The sequence below is a fragment of the Solitalea lacus genome (assembly GCF_022014595.1).
Lineage (GTDB): Bacteria > Bacteroidota > Bacteroidia > Sphingobacteriales > Sphingobacteriaceae > Solitalea > Solitalea lacus.
Map to the genome: position 1 here is coordinate 2,843,816 of NZ_CP091740.1, position 19,432 is coordinate 2,863,247.

General features: G+C 34.3%; 26 protein-coding genes and 1 other RNA gene. 14 read left to right on the forward strand and 13 right to left on the reverse strand.

Going from position 1 to position 19,432, the window contains the following annotated elements:
• Positions 1-17 precede the first annotated feature (17 nt).
• From fsa to L2B55_RS12255, 4 genes are all read right to left on the reverse strand, one after another.
• Positions 18-686 carry a fructose-6-phosphate aldolase gene (gene fsa / locus L2B55_RS12240; protein ID WP_237846011.1) on the reverse strand — a complete coding sequence of 223 codons (669 nt, stop codon included), beginning with the start codon at positions 684-686 and terminating at the stop codon, positions 18-20.
• A gap of 90 nt (positions 687-776) precedes the next feature.
• An RNA gene (gene ffs / locus L2B55_RS12245) (signal recognition particle sRNA small type) lies at positions 777-870 on the reverse strand.
• An 87-nt stretch (positions 871-957) separates the two neighbouring features.
• Positions 958-1,539 (reverse strand): leucine-rich repeat domain-containing protein, encoded by a 582-nt coding sequence (locus L2B55_RS12250; RefSeq protein WP_237846015.1) that lies wholly within the window; start codon positions 1,537-1,539, stop codon positions 958-960.
• Positions 1,540-1,557: 18 nt separating this feature from the next.
• A complete protein-coding gene (locus L2B55_RS12255) occupies positions 1,558-2,637 on the reverse strand; it encodes a PEGA domain-containing protein (RefSeq protein WP_237846018.1) in 1,080 nt (359 codons plus the stop codon).
• A 299-nt stretch (positions 2,638-2,936) separates the two neighbouring features.
• Here L2B55_RS12255 and L2B55_RS12260 point away from each other — a divergent pair, with 299 nt between their 5' ends.
• The 3 genes from L2B55_RS12260 (at position 2,937) to L2B55_RS12270 (ending at position 4,514) form a co-directional block, all read left to right on the forward strand.
• Positions 2,937-3,269, forward strand: a complete 333-nt coding sequence (locus L2B55_RS12260; protein WP_237846021.1) for a helix-turn-helix domain-containing protein — start codon at positions 2,937-2,939, stop codon at positions 3,267-3,269.
• A 10-nt stretch (positions 3,270-3,279) separates the two neighbouring features.
• Positions 3,280-3,993 carry an ImmA/IrrE family metallo-endopeptidase gene (locus L2B55_RS12265; RefSeq protein ID WP_237846025.1) on the forward strand — a complete coding sequence of 238 codons (714 nt, stop codon included), beginning with the start codon at positions 3,280-3,282 and terminating at the stop codon, positions 3,991-3,993.
• A gap of 269 nt (positions 3,994-4,262) precedes the next feature.
• Entirely contained in the window at positions 4,263-4,514 is a 252-nt protein-coding gene (locus L2B55_RS12270; RefSeq protein ID WP_237846034.1) for a hypothetical protein, read from the forward strand.
• Positions 4,515-4,609: 95 nt separating this feature from the next.
• On the opposite strand, the gene L2B55_RS12275 is transcribed toward L2B55_RS12270, so the two are convergent.
• Entirely contained in the window at positions 4,610-5,278 is a 669-nt protein-coding gene (locus tag L2B55_RS12275) for a YdeI/OmpD-associated family protein (RefSeq protein WP_237846035.1), read from the reverse strand.
• Between the two features lie 18 nt (positions 5,279-5,296).
• Entirely contained in the window at positions 5,297-5,830 is a 534-nt protein-coding gene (locus L2B55_RS12280) for a TrmH family RNA methyltransferase (protein WP_237846036.1), read from the reverse strand.
• A 134-nt stretch (positions 5,831-5,964) separates the two neighbouring features.
• On the opposite strand from L2B55_RS12280, the gene ygiD reads away from it, so the two are divergent.
• Positions 5,965-6,783, forward strand: a complete 819-nt coding sequence (gene ygiD / locus L2B55_RS12285; protein ID WP_237846040.1) for a 4,5-DOPA-extradiol-dioxygenase — start codon at positions 5,965-5,967, stop codon at positions 6,781-6,783.
• Positions 6,784-6,943: 160 nt separating this feature from the next.
• Complete coding sequence (locus tag L2B55_RS12290; protein WP_237846042.1) at positions 6,944-7,156, forward strand: hypothetical protein; 213 nt, start codon at positions 6,944-6,946, stop codon at positions 7,154-7,156.
• A gap of 322 nt (positions 7,157-7,478) precedes the next feature.
• Here the strand turns inward: L2B55_RS12290 and L2B55_RS12295 are convergent, their stop codons facing one another.
• Both L2B55_RS12295 and L2B55_RS12300 read right to left on the reverse strand, forming a co-directional pair.
• A complete protein-coding gene (locus L2B55_RS12295) occupies positions 7,479-7,724 on the reverse strand; it encodes a hypothetical protein (protein ID WP_237846045.1) in 246 nt (81 codons plus the stop codon).
• Positions 7,725-7,797: 73 nt separating this feature from the next.
• Entirely contained in the window at positions 7,798-8,193 is a 396-nt protein-coding gene (locus L2B55_RS12300) for a hypothetical protein (RefSeq protein ID WP_237846047.1), read from the reverse strand.
• A 315-nt stretch (positions 8,194-8,508) separates the two neighbouring features.
• Between L2B55_RS12300 and L2B55_RS12305 the strand changes: the two genes are divergently transcribed.
• Positions 8,509-9,012, forward strand: a complete 504-nt coding sequence (locus tag L2B55_RS12305; RefSeq protein WP_237846049.1) for a hypothetical protein — start codon at positions 8,509-8,511, stop codon at positions 9,010-9,012.
• Complete coding sequence (locus L2B55_RS12310; RefSeq protein ID WP_237846051.1) at positions 9,012-9,398, forward strand: hypothetical protein; 387 nt, start codon at positions 9,012-9,014, stop codon at positions 9,396-9,398. The genes L2B55_RS12305 and L2B55_RS12310 overlap by 1 nt, the downstream gene beginning before the upstream one ends.
• 353 nt (positions 9,399-9,751) lie before the next feature.
• On the opposite strand, the gene L2B55_RS12315 is transcribed toward L2B55_RS12310, so the two are convergent.
• The 3 genes from L2B55_RS12315 to L2B55_RS12325 form a co-directional block, all read right to left on the reverse strand.
• A complete protein-coding gene (locus L2B55_RS12315; protein ID WP_237846053.1) occupies positions 9,752-11,011 on the reverse strand; it encodes a hypothetical protein in 1,260 nt (419 codons plus the stop codon).
• 99 nt (positions 11,012-11,110) lie between these two features.
• On the reverse strand, positions 11,111-12,100 hold the full coding sequence (gene bioB, locus L2B55_RS12320) for a biotin synthase BioB (RefSeq protein ID WP_237846055.1): 990 nt from the start codon (positions 12,098-12,100) through the stop codon (positions 11,111-11,113).
• A 112-nt stretch (positions 12,101-12,212) separates the two neighbouring features.
• Positions 12,213-12,842 carry a WbqC family protein gene (locus L2B55_RS12325; protein WP_237846056.1) on the reverse strand — a complete coding sequence of 210 codons (630 nt, stop codon included), beginning with the start codon at positions 12,840-12,842 and terminating at the stop codon, positions 12,213-12,215.
• A 137-nt stretch (positions 12,843-12,979) separates the two neighbouring features.
• Here L2B55_RS12325 and L2B55_RS12330 point away from each other — a divergent pair, with 137 nt between their 5' ends.
• Positions 12,980-13,837 carry a lysophospholipid acyltransferase family protein gene (locus L2B55_RS12330; protein WP_237846058.1) on the forward strand — a complete coding sequence of 286 codons (858 nt, stop codon included), beginning with the start codon at positions 12,980-12,982 and terminating at the stop codon, positions 13,835-13,837.
• 94 nt (positions 13,838-13,931) lie between these two features.
• Positions 13,932-14,936, forward strand: a complete 1,005-nt coding sequence (locus tag L2B55_RS12335) for a glycosyltransferase family 2 protein (protein WP_237846060.1) — start codon at positions 13,932-13,934, stop codon at positions 14,934-14,936.
• Between the two features lie 8 nt (positions 14,937-14,944).
• On the opposite strand, the gene L2B55_RS12340 is transcribed toward L2B55_RS12335, so the two are convergent.
• Positions 14,945-15,364 carry a CBS domain-containing protein gene (locus tag L2B55_RS12340; protein ID WP_237846062.1) on the reverse strand — a complete coding sequence of 140 codons (420 nt, stop codon included), beginning with the start codon at positions 15,362-15,364 and terminating at the stop codon, positions 14,945-14,947.
• Between the two features lie 180 nt (positions 15,365-15,544).
• Between L2B55_RS12340 and L2B55_RS12345 the strand changes: the two genes are divergently transcribed.
• From L2B55_RS12345 to L2B55_RS12360, 4 genes are all read left to right on the forward strand, one after another.
• Positions 15,545-16,099 (forward strand): peroxiredoxin, encoded by a 555-nt coding sequence (locus L2B55_RS12345; RefSeq protein WP_237846063.1) that lies wholly within the window; start codon positions 15,545-15,547, stop codon positions 16,097-16,099.
• 64 nt (positions 16,100-16,163) lie between these two features.
• On the forward strand, positions 16,164-16,748 hold the full coding sequence (locus tag L2B55_RS12350) for a carboxymuconolactone decarboxylase family protein (protein ID WP_237846069.1): 585 nt from the start codon (positions 16,164-16,166) through the stop codon (positions 16,746-16,748).
• Positions 16,749-17,180: 432 nt separating this feature from the next.
• Positions 17,181-17,474: a type II toxin-antitoxin system HigB family toxin gene (locus L2B55_RS12355; RefSeq protein ID WP_237846070.1), complete on the forward strand. Its 294-nt coding sequence runs from the start codon at positions 17,181-17,183 to the stop codon at positions 17,472-17,474.
• Between the two features lie 5 nt (positions 17,475-17,479).
• On the forward strand, positions 17,480-17,836 hold the full coding sequence (locus L2B55_RS12360; RefSeq protein WP_237846082.1) for a helix-turn-helix domain-containing protein: 357 nt from the start codon (positions 17,480-17,482) through the stop codon (positions 17,834-17,836).
• Positions 17,837-17,975: 139 nt separating this feature from the next.
• Here L2B55_RS12360 and aroQ read toward each other — a convergent pair whose 3' ends face one another.
• Positions 17,976-18,395, reverse strand: a complete 420-nt coding sequence (aroQ, locus tag L2B55_RS12365; protein ID WP_237846085.1) for a type II 3-dehydroquinate dehydratase — start codon at positions 18,393-18,395, stop codon at positions 17,976-17,978.
• 136 nt (positions 18,396-18,531) lie between these two features.
• Between aroQ and xerD the strand changes: the two genes are divergently transcribed.
• Positions 18,532-19,431, forward strand: coding sequence for a site-specific tyrosine recombinase XerD (xerD, locus tag L2B55_RS12370; RefSeq protein ID WP_237846087.1), 900 nt, complete (start codon positions 18,532-18,534; stop codon positions 19,429-19,431).
• Position 19,432: the final 1 nt, after the last annotated feature.

Genomic DNA, 19,432 nt, shown 5'->3' on the forward strand with positions numbered 1-19,432 from the left:
AATTAATTAAAACAGGCTTATTTAACTGCTGCTGCTGCAGCTTTTGCATGGTCAGCCAAGAATTGTTGTAAACCGATATCAGTTAACGGGTGTTTTAACAATGCTTTAATAGCTGAAAGCGGACCGGTCATTACATCAGAACCAATTTTAGCACATTCAATAATATGCATTGGGTGACGAACTGAAGCCGATAAAATTTGAGTTTCGTATCCGTAGTTATCGTAAATCAAACGAATGTCTTCAATTAACTGTAAACCGTCAGTTGAAATATCGTCTAAGCGACCTAAGAATGGAGATACAAAAGTAGCACCTGCTTTTGCAGCCAATAAAGCTTGACCAGCAGAGAATACTAATGTACAGTTTGTACGAATTCCTTTTGAAGAAAAGTATTTTAATGCTTTAACACCATCTGCGATCATTGGAACTTTAACAACAATTTTCTTGTCGATAGCTGCTAAACGCTCACCTTCCTCAATCATACCTTCAAAATCGGTAGAAATTACTTCGGCACTAACGTTATCATCTACTAAATCACAAATTGCTTTGTAATGAGCCATTACGTTTTCTTCGCCGGTAATTCCTTCTTTGGCCATCAATGAAGGGTTTGTGGTTACACCGTCTAATACTCCTAAATCCTGAGCTTCTTTAATTTGTGCCAAATTGGCTGTATCGATGAAAAACTTCATTATTATTTAAAATATGAGATTTTGCTTATTTGAAATGTTGGAATTATTGGCTTAGAGGATTTTGCGCTTGCCATAAAATAAAAAAATGGGTAAGCACCTTATATCGCACCGCTACAACCATCTACCCTTGCTTCCTTCCGAACCTGGGGGAGTTCAACGGGAGCTGGTCGTACAAGACTTACCCGGCACAAAAGTACGTTTTTTTATTAATTATGCTAAAATATTTTAAAATAATTTCAACATATTGATAATCAACTAACAACCTTAAATTTTAGAATTTAACAACACAATTTGGCAAAGCTTTCTTAATTCTTTCTTGTTCATTCTTATCAAGACTATTGCCTACAAGTCCTAACTCTTTTAAATTTTTTAAGTCGCTAATATTGTCTGGCAACTTTGTTAACCTGCATCCATACAGATACAAGAATTCTAGGTTTTTAAGTTTAGTTAGATTGTTAATATCCTGCAAACCTGCATTGTCCGTTAAGTCTATTGATTTTAAGTTGCTAAGCTCTGTCAATTCTTTTGGAATGGTCGTAATGGCGTTTAGCGTTAAGCCGAGCTCCTTAAGATTTTTTAAATTCTTAATGTTACTCGGAATCTCATTAATCTGCCAACAATTTGTACTTCCATAATCGCAGTCCATCCCATTTATAGCTAAGTATCGCAAGTTGGTCATTTGAAAAACGCTGTCAGGTATTCTTTCGCTTTCTAACTCCATTGTCGAAGTAGAATAAGTCGTATCCATATTAACCTTGTCAGCATAATGAAGCTTTGCTGTCGTTGGCGTACAGGCTGCGATAATGAAAGGTGCCGCAAAAAAAATGTTGGTTATAAGTTTTGAAGTCTTCATAGAAAAGAAACATTCTAGCTAGTTTGTGGTGGTAGAAAAAGATACAATTATGTAACCCTTTCCAAAAATATCACCATTTTGAATCGAGACGGAACTTTTTTGAAAATTAATAAAATATGTGCCGTTTGATTCTTTAACATCTTCCTTTGAAACTATTGAAAGCATCCAATCTTTTAATTCATTAAAATAAGTCCTCGTTTTTTCAATATCCCCATTTTTTATATGTAACAAATGTGAATAAGCTAATGAGCCTTTTATAATAGCTAATGAGAACGGCCCCTCATATTTAAAACTTTGAGGATTTCTAAGATAAACCGTCGCGCCATTTTCTGTGGTTGTAATATTCATTTTTTTAGTTATTCCTGGATTTTGATTTCTAAAATCAGACTCCGTTCTAAAATTGAATTTACATAGAGTTGCAAGGCTATCGAATACCAAAACTTTCCTAGCATCGAGTTCTTCTCGTACTTTTCTTTCTTCAATTGAATTTTTAACAGTGATTTCGCTGCTTAACATGTTGGCGAATACGGAAGTAGTCTCATTAGCCAATATTTCAACAATCTTTTTAATTTTCTTATCGTTAAGTGAAAACTCAATGGTATAATTCCCGGCAGGAACAGATTCAGCCAACCATTGATCTTTAGTTTTGGACAGGTTATCGGCGTTCTCAATATTAGAAATGGACAACTTGATTTCGATAGGTACAGATTGTATGATTAGTTTACCGGTTTCAATTTTAACCTGTTCATTTGTTGACTGGGAATTTCCCTGCTCGGAAAATAATACTGTGTGTTTAGAAAACGGCTTAACTTTATAAGCAAGTACTTCTCCGGCTTTTACCGTAACGACTTCTTCGTAAGGCGCATAACCATCCTTGACGATTTTCAATTTATTCTGGCCAGGTGATACATTCTCAATTACATATCCACCAATATCTGCTGAAGTTTTTCCTTTGAACAGTCCGTTCAGGAAAACGGATAATCCAGCTTCGCCATTTACTTGTATGTAGGAATTTTGAGCTTGCAGATTTGAAAGGGACAAAAACAGAAAGAAAAGTGTAAAAACTAGTTTGTTTAAAACTGGTTTGGGTAATAGCATATAACTTTAGTACTGATTAGGTTAACGCGCCAAATATAGTATTCTTAGGATAAATGTAGAATACTTTAGGATAGGTGATTAAATTAGGACAGCAATTTTTAAAGATCTTAATAATTACTGTCCTAAGAATAGGGACAAAAAAATACAATGCCTTATGCCTCCTTTGGGATTTGCGGGGAGAGATTGATGCATACCAACTTTAAAACTTGCATACATATTTTGTTACAAATTTGATAAAAAACTAAAAAAAGTATTATTTTGTAACATCATTAACAAATCTCAATAACAAATCAATACTTATGACAACCGGTGCAATTTTAAAAGCATTCCGTGAAAGGAATAATCTTTCGCAGGAGTCGGTGGCTTCTTTTCTGGAAGTGAAACGGGAAATGTTGAGTTATTATGAAAATGATAGTAGAGTAGCTCCCCTAGATGTCTTAGAAAAACTGGCTGATTTATACGGTGCCGAACTTGCCGATTTTTTTGAAACGGACAACGATCAAATCCAGACAAATATTGCTTTTGCTTTTAGGGCTGAAGGTATTCAAGAAAGTGACTTACATCAGATAGCGCAATTCAGAAAGATTGTTAAAAATTACTTTAAGCTTATAGAACTGGAAACTCATGCTTAGTCATTATCATTTGCAAGTAGAAGCATCTCAGTTTAGATTAATCCAAGGCATTGGAGTAAGTGAGCCTATTCGGCTAAAAAGTTGGTTACCTAAACTTGGAGTCGTTGCCCTATTTAGGCCCTTGAGCGATAATTTCTCTGGCATGGCGGTAAAGCAAGGTGAGCAGAAGTTTATCATCATAAATTCAGAACATCGATTGAGCAAACAACATTTTACGGTCGCCCATGAACTGTATCATTTATTTATACAAAAAGACTTTACTGCAGAAGTAAGCCATGCTGGACGATTCGATAAAAAAGATAAAACTGAGTTTGAAGCAGATTGGTTTGCCGCTTATTTATTAATGCCTGAGGATGGGATACTTTCTTTAATTCCTAAAGAAGAACTTTCAAAAAATAAGATCTCATTGTCTACTCTAGTAAAAATAGAACAATATTTTGCCTGTAGTAGAACTGCATTATTAATTAGGTTAGAGAAACTGGGATTGATCGATTACTCCAAGTATGAAGCGTATACAAAAAATGTCATTGCTAGCGCTTTAATGCTTGGTTATGATGATACTTTGTATAAAAAAGGTAATGAGAACCTTGTTATAGGAGACTATGGGGTAAGAGCCAAAAAATTGTTTGATAAGGGCACTATATCTGAATCCCATTTCATTAGTTTGATGAATGATATTGGTGTGGACATTTCTAGGATAACTAATGACAATGAGCAAGAATAACCAGAAGCCTAAAATACTATTGGATTCTGATGTTGTCAGGCACTTTATCAATGGAGGCAAATTCTGACGCTATCTAAAATTTTCCCTAACCGCTTTGTGATGCTTGATAAAGTAAAGACGGAATTGTGCAGAAGTAAAAGCATAGAAACTCAGGTTGTCAATTTTCTTAGTATGACTAAAGTGCCTATAATTCCTTTCCTTCCCAACGTGAAATAATTGTAGAATATGCTCTGCTTACGAAAAAATTTGGTGAAGGAGAAAGTGCCTGTATGGCGGTTGCAAGGCATCAAAAACAATTTATTGCAAGCAGTAATCTTAAAGATATTAGTGCCTATTGTTCACTACATGGTATTCACTACCTCACCACAATGGACATCCTTTTAGAAGCCTATCATAAGGAAATTTTTACTAAAGCCGAGTGTGATACATTTATCTTAGAGGTAAAATCGAAAGGAAGTATTCTGCCTTGTAATACCTTGGATGAATTTATAGAGTTACAAAAGAAAAACAGAAAATTATAATTATACCGCTGTAAGCTCCATCAATTTTTCTTCAGAGTGAATATTTAGCTGTGGCTTCGCCTAATGGCTTTTTTGCAACACTGGGGTTATATTTGCTATTTCTCAGCAGGATTTTTCTTCCCTAAAATCAATTTTTCAACTGCTTTATCAATCCTTGCCACACGAGTTTTATCTTGTTTGGCTGTTAAAATCCAAAGTACATATTCTTTTTTGTTGGTGTAAGAGAGCTTTTGAAATGCCGTGAGTGATGCTGGATGTGATTGCATGGCATTATTCAAATCAGGAGGGAGGTTGACCTGACGATTTTCTACATCAATAAATTCAGAAAACTCATTTTGCTTAATTTCTTCATTACACACCTCCGACTTCTTAATCTGATCATAAGGTCTGAAACGCAAAGCGGTCCAGGTATCATCAACAGATGCTGCGGCCACTCCACTCAATTTAAATTCGTCGAGTTCTTTCCAGCTATCCATCAAACTTAAATCCGATTTAATGCTTGAAGTTTTCTTTGGATAACAAATCCAGAAAACTGTATTTGGCTTTAAGGCATTAACTACGACACTTAAGTCTCTTATCAGTTCCTCCATATTTTTAACAAACAGGAGCACAACATCATTCTTTAATCCTTTTAATTCAAAATTAAGTGTAACCTCCTCTGGTAAGGGTTCTATTAATGACATAAAACCTGTTGGGGCATTAACCAATAAAAGTTGGTTACCAGGCTGAATTCTCAACTTTTTATGAAGTGGATTTTGAGGCATTTTGTGATTTATTTAAGCTTAACTTAATTTTAATTTAGAACAAAAGTCCCAACCAACTATACCCATACTTACTACAATATTAAAAGAGTGTTTGGTACCAAACTGAGGAATTTCAAGGCATTTGTCAACCATTTTCATTACATCGTCTCCAACACCATTCACTTCATTTCCGAATATTAACGCATATTTTTTACCATTAATAGGTTTAAAATCCTGCAACATAATACTGTTTTCAGCCTGTTCAATTGCAAGTACTTCATAGCCTTCAGCATGTAAATCAGCAACCGCTTCTTCAGTAGTAGCAAAATAAAACCAATCAACTGATTGTGTTGCTCCTAAAGCTGTTTTTTCAATATCACGATGAGGAGGTTGAGCCGTTATTCCACATAAATAAATACCTTCAAGTGCAAAGGCATCGGATGTTCTGAAAATCGAACCTATATTATTCATACTTCTAACGTTATCTAAAACGATAACAATAGGAAGTTTTTCTTGATCCTTAAATTCTTCAACACTTACCCTGTTCAATTCATCCAATTTCAGTTTCCGCATTTTATTATGTTTTGGCGCAAAAATAATTAAAGTTAGAATTAGACGTGGAAATTTTGAATTTAAGCAGCTTAAATACTTAGATAAATTTAAATGTTTAAACATGTATTTGTATATTTGTAGAAATCAAAGAAAAAATGGAAACCTTAAAAAGCTGGGTACAGTCGTTAACAACTGCAACTAACAGTCCTATAATGCCTGCTTTATTTGTAGGTCATGGTAGCCCTATGAATGCAATTGAAGAAAACGATTATACAAAAGCTTGGAAATTGATAGGGGAGTTGGTTGCAGTTCCAAAAGCAATTTTGGTTGTTTCTGCCCATTGGCTAACCAGAGGGACTTATGTTACTGCTATGGAAAAACCGCGTACCATTCATGATTTCGGAGGTTTTCCAAGGCAATTATTCGAAGTAGAGTATCCGGCACCGGGCAGTGTTGAGTTTGCTACACTAACAAAACAGCAAGTTAAACTTGCTCAAATTGAGCTCGATCACGAATGGGGTTTGGATCATGGGACTTGGTCTGTTTTAGTAAAAATGTTTCCTCAAGCTGATATTCCTGTGTTTCAATTAAGCATTGACTTCACTAAACCCATTAGCTGGCATTACGAACTAACTAAGGAACTTAATTTTTTACGTTCTAAGGGCGTTTTAATAATTGGTAGCGGAAATATTGTTCACAATTTACGAATGGTGAATTTTCATGAACAAGGCGGTTATGACTGGGCTAATGAATTTGATGAAACTGTAAAAGAGCTGCTAATACAAAACAACCATAGTAAATTAATAAATTTTGAAAGTCTTGGTAAAAGCGCACTTTTATCAATCCCAACAACCGAACATTATATCCCGTTAATCTACACCATAGGCTTAATGAAAGACAATGAAAACGTGTCATTCCCAATAGAGGGGATGGATTTAGGTTCCATTTCAATGAGATCTGTACTAATTAATTAAAAGACTGAATAAAGGATGTAAGGGAAGATATTTTGATTTTCTATTTAACATAATGTTAATTATAGGAAAAAAAGAAAAGTAAAAAGTTGACGTTTTAAGCAGAACAAAAACAATTGTTTAAACAATGAATGTGATTTTTGTACACTTTATACAACGACAAATGAAACAACTATCTGTGAGCGTAGCCACGCAAACGGATAAAGGCATTTACCAGCTATTTTTAGGTAACGGCGCTAGAATTGAATTTTCTTCAAAACGATCTGCTGAAGCATTCGCCGCCGATACATCACGTTTTTTACAAGATTGCCTATTTGAGGTAAACACCTTTTTATCTGTAATTTATTCACTCTACCGCCAACATTGGCTATTCTAATAAAAGGATATAAAAGACACTTATAATCTTTATCTGCTCTCTCAGCTAGTCAACCACTTAACATCGTTCGATGTAGCCGTTTCAACATACGGCTACAGCAGAGCGGCGGAAATTGTTCCGATTAATGTTTATAAATTAGAACGCCGCGTAAAATTCTAACTAAATACGCCCCGGCGAATGATAATTTTACCAACGTAACCACATTGTTTTTAACGGTAAAGGTTAAGCCTTTGGGAACTTTAAGAGATTGCGCCGAAACGGCAAAAAAGGAAAATAATAAGATAATTAAGGCAGTAGCTTTTTCATTGTCGTTGTATAGGTTTTATGATTGCATGTTTTCAATATAATCAACTCCCTCAGAAGTGATAAATGCGGACGCTCCATCCTTTGTAATTGATGCCTTAATGAAACCTTTATGCTCAAGTTCCCTCGCAAGGGCATTGCTTTCGTTAATATTTACTTCAATTCCTTTTTCTTGCAAAATTTCAATAATGGAATGATACCCCCCATCAAATTTCTTACTATAAAGATATTGAAGTATAAAGGTCAATTTTACTTCCTGTGTCATAGTGAATTAGATTATGATGTTATGGATTCTAGTTCATTAATATACAAAAAACAGCAAATATATTGTTCCTGAATTAATAAAGGGTTGTTCCTAGTTCAGTGCTCACAGCTTTAGAAATAGAAACGTTTATACTTACTCCTCTCGGACTATCAGGCGCGTGTACATATTTTGCATCATGCGAAAACATATCCTGAACTGGTACAATTTCACTTTTAAAAACTTCCCCATTTTCTTTGATATAGTCTACTTTAACCTCAATATAGTCGAATTTTTCATCAACTTTATTTACTAAGGTTAAGTCTACATTACTTATACCGCCAAATGTTTTATCAGCTAAATACTTAGCGTTCACGCTAATGCAGTCGGAAGCCGTGTAATAGTTAGGCTTCTTAAATTCTTTGGATTGAGTTACAAAATAAATAACGGAGATACCGCCAATAATGGCAAAAAGAATAAGTAAACGTTTCATAGTCGTTGTTTTAATAATGGAGCTATTTTAAGTAAAGGTTTTACAAATAGCAAAACATTTTTGGAGATTTAGCAAAGGTATTATAAAACAAAATTCAATTTCATATGGTATTAATGTTGTTGATATTTATATATAATAATTAATAATTGTTATAATTGTGCACGGTAATACAATTTGTAATACACTTAGTAATACAAGTAACACTAAGTAATATTTAGTAACACTTAGTAATATTATATATTACCATAGAAATATAATTAGTATATAATACTATATAATAGTATATTAATGTATATACTAGAATACCAAAGACAAATGAAAGCAGCTACACATAAACCTGAATTGAAATTTAAAGGAGAGGATGTAGTTCAAGTATTGGACCTTCTTCATTCTTTCTTTTCACATGCGGCTCAGAGTGCAAAATTCAGTCAACAGCTACATGAAATTGGAGCAAGCACCGAATTGGCTGAATTTGTTAAAAAAGTAATAGACCAAGATCCATTAGACTTGGTTGCGGATAATTACAATAGGAATCTAGAAATGATTAAGCAAACTATAGATGTAATTGTACAAAAGCTTTTTTCTACTCACAAAGAGAATATTAAAAAAGCATATAGAGTACAAAGTGAGGGTGGACTATCAGTTTATGATGTAATCTTAAAGGATAGATCATTAGAAAGTCGTGCACCTTTTTTCGATTTTCAAGATGATTATGAAAAAACTGAACTTGGTAAGCAATTTCCTTTAATTATAAGATTCACAAGAGAAGCGAACCAAGATAAAATACAAATGATAAAAGAGATAGAGTTGAGTCATTAATGAATAGACATATTAATCAGGCTCAACATAACGAAACGTTCTTAGCCTTTATTGAAAACCATTCTCCTGATGATTACAATGACTGGAAAATTACAGTCATTTTTTATATAGCCGTTCACTATATTCAAGCATTTTACTTAGAACATGGAATTACGGTTGACAATCATAAGCAAAGGGCCGAAGTGATGCAAAATCGAAATGGTGAACCTGTTTCACGTCTCTGTTTTACTGCCTATCAATCATTATACTGGTTATCAATAGATTCAAGGTATACTGCACAAGGGTGCATTGCTACTCACAGAGATCAATTAGTTGACAATGTAGAGGATGCAAAGGATGCACTAATTAAGGTAAAGGAGTTTGTAATGAACTATTTTAACAGTTAAGCATTAATATTTTATATATTAGTAACCACATTCGTTGCGTTGTCGTTGACACAAAAGACAGTATCCAAAATAGTGCGCAACTTTGCACAAACAAACCCCTCCTATCTTTTCAAAAAAAGCATTCAAAAAATATTTTCTTTTAACTATTGTTTTTTCGTTTCAGTTTCTTTGTTGTTTAGATTAGAGCTATTCTGCAAGGCCAAAAACGCGTGCACTCTTGAATCTCAAAAACGGCCTTTAAAGCATCAAAAACGAGCTTTTCTTCTTTCTTCCTTAACGGTAATGTTAATTATAGGAAATTAATATATAGTAAAAAAACCGTCGTTATCAGAGACGGTTTTATTTTGAAAGTCCTATTTTATCGTATATCTTATTAAAAACTGGTAATAATTGATACTTGATTTTACTCCAGAGTAAGGTGATACTCCATTTGAGCGATCATTTCGTAGGTCAAACTTGAATTTTCTATAATTTGCACCTAAGGCAAAAACCAATGCTTGCTCATACTTTCTAAATTCATTAAAAAATGGTAGACGTCCTGAATGACTTGCCACAACAGTATTTTCTGAATAATAATTATAATCAACATTTATTGCAAAGCCATTAGAGATACCTAAACCAATAAAGGGTTTTATAAGTCCATTCGGGTATTGATATCTAAGCAGATTAACCATTTTAATATAACTAGCCATTATTCGAAGATCAGAGACATTATGAAACTCATCAATTTTATAAGATCCTTCAGAAACTGTTGAATACGAACTATAAATCAATTGATTATCTATAGAAAATTGCTTCCGATTACGAGGCAGATAATACGTAAGGGCGACTCCTATAGTGGGGCTAAAAGAGTTTTTAAATTTATAAGGCAAACTCAGGACATTACCTCCACCACTAAATGATGGATTGATAGTATTAAAACCTACCAATACGTCAAATTCTAATGGAGTATTCCTCCTAACAATCTTATTGGGGTTACTTATTTCTTCATTATGCTTCTCAAATATTCTTACAATGTTTGTTGTTCCGAATAATACAGTATTAATTTTAGCGGCAAGTGATGGTTTGGGGTTTAAAAGGCCTATTAATTGCTCTCTGAATGTGTTTAATTCGGCAACATAACTTCCTCCACCTCGCTCAATTAATGCTTTTTGGTGAATAAGCTCTTTTGCTTTTCCCTCATGATCAACAATATATAAGTGATCAACTGCAAGCTTATCATGAAACAAGTATAAATCATAATCACTTTTTATCAGTAAGTGCAAAAAAACAGTTGAATCTTTTACGTTAATTGGCATTACATTAGGTTCCATCTGGTTGATATTTTTGGTTCCAACATTCATATCAACCGTAAACTGCTTATAAGATTCTTCATCTGTACCAAAAGCAATTATTTCATTGATAGTATATGTTGTTTCCGCACCACCACCACTTTGGCGAAAAGTAACTTTTGACGGATTGGATTCCCAATTTCGATCATCCAGTTCTCCTTTAATTGTATCTCCGTTAAACTTTTTTATAATATATCCGGGAACAAAATTGGTTTGGGCAAATGTTTTAACCGATACTAACACAAAAGTTAATGCAATTACTATAAGTAAATATTTTTTCATTTAATGAAATACTTTTAACAATAAAAACAATTTGATTTTTTATTTGGCAACAAAAAAACCTCAATTTCTTGAGGTTTTATATAATATCTAAAAAGAATTTTAGCTCACAACAGCTTGCGTTTTTTTTCGTTCCTTGAACGATTCACGAGCCGTTAAACCTAAAATATCGAACATTTGCATATCTTCATTAAAAGTCGGATTTGGAGTGGTTAATAATTTTTCACCGGCAAAAATTGAATTAGCACCAGCCATAAAACACAATGCCTGATCCGACATGCTCATTTCCGTACGACCAGCAGATAAACGAACCACTGATTTAGGCATTACAATACGAGCTGTAGCAATCATTCTTACCATATCTTGAATTGGTACACGTGGTTGATTTTCCATAGGAGTTCCTTTTACAGGTACCAAAGCATTAATTGGAACTGATTCAGGGTGTTTAGGCATGTTTGCCAGGGTATGTAACATTGAAATACGATCTTCAGTCGTTTCACCTAAGCCAACAATCCCTCCAGAACAAACCGAAATTTTAGCTTTACGCACATTTTCAATTGTATTTAATCGATCATCAAAATTACGAGTGGTAATGATTCGTTTGTAGTCGTCTTCTGATGTATCCAGATTATGGTTGTAAGCATACAAACCAGCATCAGCTAAGCGTTGAGCCTGATTTTCGTTCAACATACCCAAAGTACAACAAACTTCCATATCAAGTTCATTTACTGCTTTAACCATTTCCAAAACGCGGTCAAAGTCACGATTATCACGCACTTCACGCCAAGCAGCCCCCATACATAAACGAGAGGCCCCACCCTCCTTCGCTTTTTGAGCAGCTGATATTACTTGGTCAACCTGCATTAATGCCTGTACTTCCACATCTGTGTGGTAACGTGCCGCTTGCGGACAGTAAGAGCAATCTTCCGGGCAACCTCCGGTCTTAATAGAAAGTAAACTGCTGATCTGCACTTCAGCATAATCTTCGTTTTCACGGTGTATTGTTGCCGCGCGATAGATCAAATCCATCAGCGGAGTATTATAAACTTCGGCAATTTCTTCTTTCGTCCAGTTGTGTCTTACTTCAGCCATTATTGAAAGTATTAGATAATTTGGTTTAATGAAAAGAGGCCTGAATGGGTCAAAAACAAGGTATTTCTTCTTCCGCTTTCAGGCTTCAAGTATAATAAAAATCTATTGAGCGTTAAACTTTTGCTTTTTTTATGATTTCAAGCGCGCGATTTCCATGATTGAATATCAAATCAACGACACTTAAATCACGAATAAAGCCATGTTGCGTTGCGAATACTTGATAGTATTCATCACTTTTTACTAAGGCCTCTTTTTTAGGGTGAATCAGTTCTCTTAAGTCAGATACGCCCATTGCGTAGGTTGCCTCGTAGTTATCGGTATAATTGTATTGCTTATTCAGTTTTAAACTTTTAAACAAAAAATCGTTTAGCTTTTCGTTAAAGTCGAATAAAAACTCGAATCGGTTTTCATAAAAAGGTCTTAATTCATCTTCATAAAATTCAAAATATGCAGAACTCCTATAGGAGCTTTCCAATGATTTCCAATGGATTTTTTGCCAATTGGCATCATAGCTTATTTTAACATCTTTAAGCTTGGTATGATTCTTAGATCCTTTTACCACCGGAATGCTCAGGGCCAATAAACCATTTGGTGAATAAATATGAGCTCTGTTACGGTAAGTTTGCTTTGGAAAATGTTCATATTTTTCAACTTTTATCTCTTGTCCAGTATGCTGAATTACCGCAGCAAACCAACTTACAGGTGGCAGATAGCACGAAGGGAGAATTAATCCGGTTTCCATCGGGCCAAAATTAATGAAATTTTAATGTGAGCCTTTAACTTTTTGCTTCAATGTTCATTTCTTTGTAAAGAAACAGTTATTACAGATCAATAATCTTTCAATAACCTATATTTGTTGCCACATATAATAATATCGAATTGAAAAAAATTACCTTTTATTTAGCTCTTCCGCTTCTTTATTTAATCGCTCTACTCCCCTTTCCTATTCTATATTTAGTCTCCGATTTTTTTAAGATAATCATTTTTGATTTGGTGGGTTACAGAAAAAAAGTTATTCTAACCAATCTAAAAAATAGCTTTCCCAACAAATCTGATCAAGAAATTAAGGCAATTGCAAGCAAATTTTATCGCAACTTTACCGATATGCTATTGGAATGTGTTAAAATGCTAACCATTTCTGAAAAGCAGCTAAACGAAGTATTTGTTGTTAGCAATAAAGAAATAGTAAAGAATTACCATGATGCCGGTAGAAGCGTAATTGGTGTTGTTGGCCATATGATTAATTGGGAATTGGCATGTTTAGCTCATAGTAACGCTTTCACCTATCCGTCATTAATAGTTTACAAACCATTGCAAAATGAAAATTTTGACAAATTGGTTTTAAACATGCGCACAAGGTTCGGTGCGGTTTTAGTTCCAATGAAACAAACGTTTAGAAAATTAACCGAATACCGTAATAAACCTTTTAATCTAATTCTTGCAGGTGATCAATATCCAGGCAAGGGAGAAAGTGTATATAAAACAACATTTCTCAACCAAGAAACCTATGTATTCTTAGGAACAGAAAAAATTGCTAAAATGACTAATAGTGCTATCGTGTTTTGTGATCTCAGGAAAGTAAAACGAGGTAAATATGCCATTACATATGTACCGCTGTTTGAGAATCCTAAAGATACAGCTGATGGTGAAATTACAGAAACACATATTAGATACTTAGATAAAGTAATTCATGAACAACCCGACATTTGGTTGTGGTCGCACAGAAGATGGAAATAAGTAGATTCATAAATGATAAATGCTTTAAAGTAAACAAAGATTTATAGCTGTGTTTACTTTAAAACTTCTTACTAATAAATAAAAAACATACCTAATGCAGCCCAGAGTAGCAGTAGTAATATTAAACTGGAACGGAAAACGATTTCTTGAGCAATTTCTACCTTCGATAATTCAATCAACTTATAAAAATCTAGAAATAATTGTTGGTGATAATGCATCGACCGATGGCTCAGTGGAATATGTAAAAACCAACTTTCCACAAGTTACTGTTTTAATTAATGACCAAAATTATGGCTATGCAGGGGGGTACAACCATATTTTAGCCCGTGTTCATGCCGATTATTTTGTTCTGTTAAATTCAGATATAGAAGTAACACCTAACTGGATTGAGCCGATTATTGAACAAATGGAATCAGATGAATTGATTGCCATTGCTCAACCTAAATTAAAAGATTTTAACCGCAAAGATTACTTTGAATATGCAGGGGCGGCAGGTGGATACCTTGATTACCTGGGTTATCCTTTTTGTAGAGGACGTATTTTTGATTCAATTGAAAAAGATGAAGGTCAGTACGAATCTTCTTCAGAAATTTTCTGGGCATCAGGCGCCGCTATGTTCATCAAGAAAAAGTATTTCGATTTAGTTGGAGGTTTGGACGCCGACTTATTTGCCCACATGGAGGAAATTGATTTATGCTGGCGCCTAAAGAACCAGGGATTTAAAGTGGTGTACTGTCCAAATTCAGAGGTTTATCACGTAGGAGGCGGAACATTACAGGCTGAAAGTCCGTTTAAAACATACCTCAATTTCAGAAACAACCTGGCCATTTTATGCAAAAACTTACCTTCAGGTAACGTTTTTGGAGTATTGTTTATTCGTTTTTGGCTTGATTTACTAGCCTGGTTTAAATTTATTGCCGAAGGAAAACTCAAGCATGCCATTTCAATAAACAAGGCGCATACCCACTTTCTTTTGGATCTCAAAAAATGGACTAGAAAGCGTACAAAAGTACAAATGCCCAATACCAATGGCTTTTGGAAAAGCAGCATTGTTTGGGCTTATTTTGCTCAGAAGAAGAAAGTTTTCACTGACCTTTAACTCACCGTCTAGTTATATTGTTCAAGAAGATACCTAATTACATCTGTTGTGGTTACAATGCCTACTAATTCGCCGTTTTTAACAACCGGCAAAGCATGGTATTCTTCATTAGTAAAAATTTCTGCCAAATCTTTTATTGACATTTCTGGTGTAACAGTATGAGGCTTGGAAGTCATTACCTGTCCAATGCTTAACATTTCTAAAATGGCATCTTCAGAGCTATCCTGATTATCAAACAAGGAACCAAATGTCAACCGGTCTATATCCGTTCGACTAATTATTCCACTTACCTCCTGCCCTTTCACCACTGGAATATGCCTTATTGAATGAGTCTTCAGTAGTTTCACCACCTCCTGCAGTCCATCATCCTCGCTAACAGTAACAACTGATTTGGTCATTATTTGGCTAACTGAATCTAATTTTTTCATAGTTGTCAATTATTATACAATATAAAGGATTTTATCAGGTTAATTCTATTTGATTCTCAAACACTTAAGTAATTAAATAGATTTTATCTATTATTAAATAAAAAATATCAATTTGAATTATAATTCAAGAACTTTCACTTTTGCAACATCAAAAAGAAAAACAATCAAAAGAAAGTTAACATGCAAAACAGAATTTTATCAGTAGGTTCACAATTCCCAGAATTTAAAAAACAAGCTGTTGTATCAATTGAAAAAGGCAGTGAGTTTTACGATATCACCTCACAAGACCATATTAATGCTAACCAATGGATGGTAATGTTTTGGTGGCCTAAAGATTTCACGTTTGTTTGTCCTACCGAGATTGCTGAATTTAACAATAAATATCAGGATTTCAAAGATCGTGATGCTCAGTTAATTGGCGCCTCAACAGACAGTGAATTTGTTCACTTGGCTTGGAGAAAAAACCACGATGATTTACGTAATCTTAAATTCCCAATGTTAGCAGATACCTCAAAGTCCTTAGCTGAAGAATTGGGTATTTTAGAAGCCAATGAAAAAGTTGCCTACCGTGTGACTTATATCATCGATCCTCATGGAATTATTCGTTGGGTAAGTTTAAATGATTTAAGTGTTGGCCGTAATGTTACTGAAGTATTGCGCGTGTTAGACGCATTACAAACCGATGAGCTATGCCCTTGCAACTGGACAAAAGGAGAAGAAACAATTAAGGCATAAATAATAAAGAGTTTTGAACTCTTTTACCACAGTTCAAAACTCCTAATTCCTTTCAAAAAATTTTATGATAATAGTAAAAAATGAAACATTAGCTTCGTTATTGGAGCAATTAAATATCAACGAAAATAGTATTTCGCAAGAGCTGGTTAAATTGGCTGAAGCCGATAGCAAATACTTAAAAGATTTGAAAATTAATGTCCAAAATGCATTGAATTATCCAAATCTTACAAAAAAAGAAACTGCTTTACTCGCATTGTCTGTGGCAATCAATGAGAAAAACACCGTTTTAATTCCTGTATTTGAACAAATGGCAATTGACAATGGTGCCACTCTTGATGAATTGGCTGAAACGGTTGCTATTGTATCAATGATGAATGTAAATAACGTGTTTTACCGTTTCCGTCATTATACCAACAAAGACTTCTATAACCAAACACCTGCCGGTATTAAAATGAGTGTGATGATGAATCCTGTTTTAGGCAAAGAGTTTTTCGAGCTTATGAGTTTAGCAATTTCGGCAGTAAATGGATGTGAAATGTGCGTAAATGCTCACGAGGATTCAGTTTTAAAGCATGAAAGTACACAAGCTCGTGTTTATGATGCAATACGTTTAACAGCAATTATAAAAGGTTTTGCGGCTATAATTTAATGCAGTGCCACCGAGTAGGCAGGTAATCATTTTGATTACCTGTCCCCTCACATCACCATACATCCCGTTCGACATACCCAGTACATTAAACATTAATATTTCGGACACCCTTCTTTAGGAGCTACATACTCGACTACGTACTGTTCTCAATAATCTTTGCGAATATTTCTCCACTAAAAAGCTAGGTGGTTTTATGGAATGCCTTTTCAAAGGCATTGTAAGCATCCTTTTCTGCAAGAAGGAAGTTTTCTGCTGTCGACCTGTTTAGCCCCGGCGTTCATTTTCATAGCTTAGAGTTGAAGAAACCTAAGATTCTATTCAGTCTTTTCGCTTACCGCGCACCATGCCTTTTTTCACGCAAAGCCAGAAAAAATCTTTGAATAATTCCCGTATTGGGAACTTTATTTTTACCTTTGTCCAAAACTTAGAAACTTGAGAGTAATTGCTAAAAAAATATTAAGGGACTTTTGGGAATCACATACTGATTGCGAACAACAATTAAAGTCCTGGTTTCAGGAAGCAAGTAAAGCCACATGGAAAAATCCTAACGGAATTAAGCAAGAATATCCAAGTGCAAGTATTTTAAATGATAATCGTGTTGTTTTCAACATAAAAGGAAATAATTATAGATTAATTGTGAAAATAAATTATGATTATCAAATGGTTTGGATTCGTTTTATTGGGACGCATTCAGAATATGATAAAATTAATGCTAACGAAATTTAAGAGTTATGGAAATTAAACCTATAAAAACGGATACAGATTATAATCAAGCTCTTGAAAGACTTGAAATGATTTTTGATGCTAAAATTGGTACACCAGAAGGTGACGAACTTGAAGTACTCGGAATTTTAATCGATCAATACGAAAATGAACACTTCCCTATTGGTTTACCAGATCCAATCGAAGCAATTAAATTCAGAATGGAACAAATGGGTTACAATCAAAACGATTTGGCTAACATTGTGGGTTTAAAAAGTCGTGCAAGTGAAATTTTAAATCGCAAAAGAAAATTATCACTTGAAATGATTAGAAAATTACACGACGTTTTACATATTCCGACTGATGTTCTAATTCAATCATATTAAATCACGACGGATAACAGCGGTAGCTGTTGCACAACTACACTTAAGAAAAGCCCCTGAGAATTGAACGAGCAATTTTCAGGGGCTTTTTGTTTGGGATAAGTTTAGTAAATCAACAAGCACCATTCCTATTCTACATGAATTAAGCCTTTAGAAAGCTCTCAACTGCCAACCGGTAACCATCAATACCAAATCCTACAATTATTCCTGCACAGTTTTTTGAAAGATATGAATGATGACGAAACTCTTCACGTGCATGCACATTTGAAATATGTACTTCAATTACAGGCGTTTTGATGGCAGCTATTGCATCGGCAATGGCAATTGATGTGTGTGTGTAAGCTCCTGCGTTTAAAATAATTCCATCGTACAAAAAACCCACTTCATGCAATTTGTTTATTAATTCACCTTCAATGTTACTCTGAAAGTATTCCAAATCGATTATTGGATATTTAATTTTTAACTCATCAAAATATTGCTCAAATGTTAAACTTCCATAAATTTCAGGCTCGCGCTTACCAAGTAAATTCAAATTTGGACCGTTAATAATAAGTAGTTTCATGTAAACAAAATTAAGATGTTTATTTGCCTATAAGACTATTTTCTTTCGAAAATGGCAATAATAATTTTTGATTATCAACACTACAAAACTACAATTAATATATTTGCCTCCAACCCTACTTTTTACCTGCAGAGTTATGTTGTGGAGTTCATACTTAAAAGCATATAAATCGTATTTACAGTTAGAGAAATCATTATCTCCTAATTCGGTAAATGCATATGTAAATGATGTAACTAAACTTATTCAATTTCTCGATTATAAACAGTTATCCTTAACTCCTCAATCCATTAAACTTACTCATTTTAAAGAATTTATTATCTGGATTAACGAACTGGGTATGGAAGCAAGCTCTCAAGCCCGTGTGCTTTCAGGGTTAAAATCTTTTTTTCATTTTCTATTGTTAGAAGATATCATTACGGACAACCCTACCCTTTTGCTTGAAAGCCCAAAGCTAGCCCGAAAACTTCCTGATACCTTAAGTGTTCATGAGATCAACTTACTAATTGAAGCTATTGACCTGTCAAAATCAGAAGGAATACGCAATAAAGCAATATTAGAAACCATGTATGGTAGCGGTTTACGAGTTTCAGAATTGGTAAACCTCAGGCTATCGGGTTTACATATTGGTGATGAGTTTCTTAAAGTGATTGGAAAAGGTAATAAAGAGCGATTGGTTCCAATGAGTGCCCAGGCAATTAAACATCTGCTGATTTATAAAGAAACCATCAGGAATCATCAAGAAATTAAACCAGGCAATGAGGATATTGTGTTTCTAAACCGCCGAGGAGCCAAATTAAGCCGGGTAATGGTCTTTTTAATAATTAAGGACCTAGCCGAAAAAGCTGGAATCAAGAAAAGCATAAGTCCACACACTCTGCGCCATTCATTTGCTACTCATTTAGTTGAAGGCGGAGCCGACTTACGTGCAGTGCAGGAAATGTTAGGTCACGAATCCATTACCACTACTGAAATTTATACCCATTTAGACAGGGAATTTCTGCGGCAGACCATTATTGACTTTCATCCAAGAGCATAAA

Bases quoted from the DNA above. Each gene is read 5' to 3' on its own strand.
- fsa (WP_237846011.1), bottom strand. From the start codon at position 686: ATGAAGTTTTTCATCGATACAGCCAATTTGGCACAAATTAAAGAAGCT.
- L2B55_RS12250 (WP_237846015.1), bottom strand. From the start codon at position 1,539: ATGAAGACTTCAAAACTTATAACCAACATTTTTTTTGCGGCACCTTTC.
- L2B55_RS12255 (WP_237846018.1), bottom strand. From the start codon at position 2,637: ATGCTATTACCCAAACCAGTTTTAAACAAACTAGTTTTTACACTTTTC.
- L2B55_RS12260 (WP_237846021.1), top strand. From the start codon at position 2,937: ATGACAACCGGTGCAATTTTAAAAGCATTCCGTGAAAGGAATAATCTT.
- L2B55_RS12270 (WP_237846034.1), top strand. From the start codon at position 4,263: ATGGCGGTTGCAAGGCATCAAAAACAATTTATTGCAAGCAGTAATCTT.
- L2B55_RS12275 (WP_237846035.1), bottom strand. From the start codon at position 5,278: ATGCCTCAAAATCCACTTCATAAAAAGTTGAGAATTCAGCCTGGTAAC.
- L2B55_RS12280 (WP_237846036.1), bottom strand. From the start codon at position 5,830: ATGCGGAAACTGAAATTGGATGAATTGAACAGGGTAAGTGTTGAAGAA.
- ygiD (WP_237846040.1), top strand. From the start codon at position 5,965: ATGGAAACCTTAAAAAGCTGGGTACAGTCGTTAACAACTGCAACTAAC.
- L2B55_RS12290 (WP_237846042.1), top strand. From the start codon at position 6,944: ATGAAACAACTATCTGTGAGCGTAGCCACGCAAACGGATAAAGGCATT.
- L2B55_RS12295 (WP_237846045.1), bottom strand. From the start codon at position 7,724: ATGACACAGGAAGTAAAATTGACCTTTATACTTCAATATCTTTATAGT.
- L2B55_RS12300 (WP_237846047.1), bottom strand. From the start codon at position 8,193: ATGAAACGTTTACTTATTCTTTTTGCCATTATTGGCGGTATCTCCGTT.
- L2B55_RS12305 (WP_237846049.1), top strand. From the start codon at position 8,509: ATGAAAGCAGCTACACATAAACCTGAATTGAAATTTAAAGGAGAGGAT.
- L2B55_RS12310 (WP_237846051.1), top strand. From the start codon at position 9,012: ATGAATAGACATATTAATCAGGCTCAACATAACGAAACGTTCTTAGCC.
- L2B55_RS12315 (WP_237846053.1), bottom strand. From the start codon at position 11,011: ATGAAAAAATATTTACTTATAGTAATTGCATTAACTTTTGTGTTAGTA.
- bioB (WP_237846055.1), bottom strand. From the start codon at position 12,100: ATGGCTGAAGTAAGACACAACTGGACGAAAGAAGAAATTGCCGAAGTT.
- L2B55_RS12325 (WP_237846056.1), bottom strand. From the start codon at position 12,842: ATGGAAACCGGATTAATTCTCCCTTCGTGCTATCTGCCACCTGTAAGT.
- L2B55_RS12335 (WP_237846060.1), top strand. From the start codon at position 13,932: ATGCAGCCCAGAGTAGCAGTAGTAATATTAAACTGGAACGGAAAACGA.
- L2B55_RS12340 (WP_237846062.1), bottom strand. From the start codon at position 15,364: ATGAAAAAATTAGATTCAGTTAGCCAAATAATGACCAAATCAGTTGTT.
- L2B55_RS12345 (WP_237846063.1), top strand. From the start codon at position 15,545: ATGCAAAACAGAATTTTATCAGTAGGTTCACAATTCCCAGAATTTAAA.
- L2B55_RS12350 (WP_237846069.1), top strand. From the start codon at position 16,164: ATGATAATAGTAAAAAATGAAACATTAGCTTCGTTATTGGAGCAATTA.
- L2B55_RS12360 (WP_237846082.1), top strand. From the start codon at position 17,480: ATGGAAATTAAACCTATAAAAACGGATACAGATTATAATCAAGCTCTT.
- aroQ (WP_237846085.1), bottom strand. From the start codon at position 18,395: ATGAAACTACTTATTATTAACGGTCCAAATTTGAATTTACTTGGTAAG.
- xerD (WP_237846087.1), top strand. From the start codon at position 18,532: ATGTTGTGGAGTTCATACTTAAAAGCATATAAATCGTATTTACAGTTA.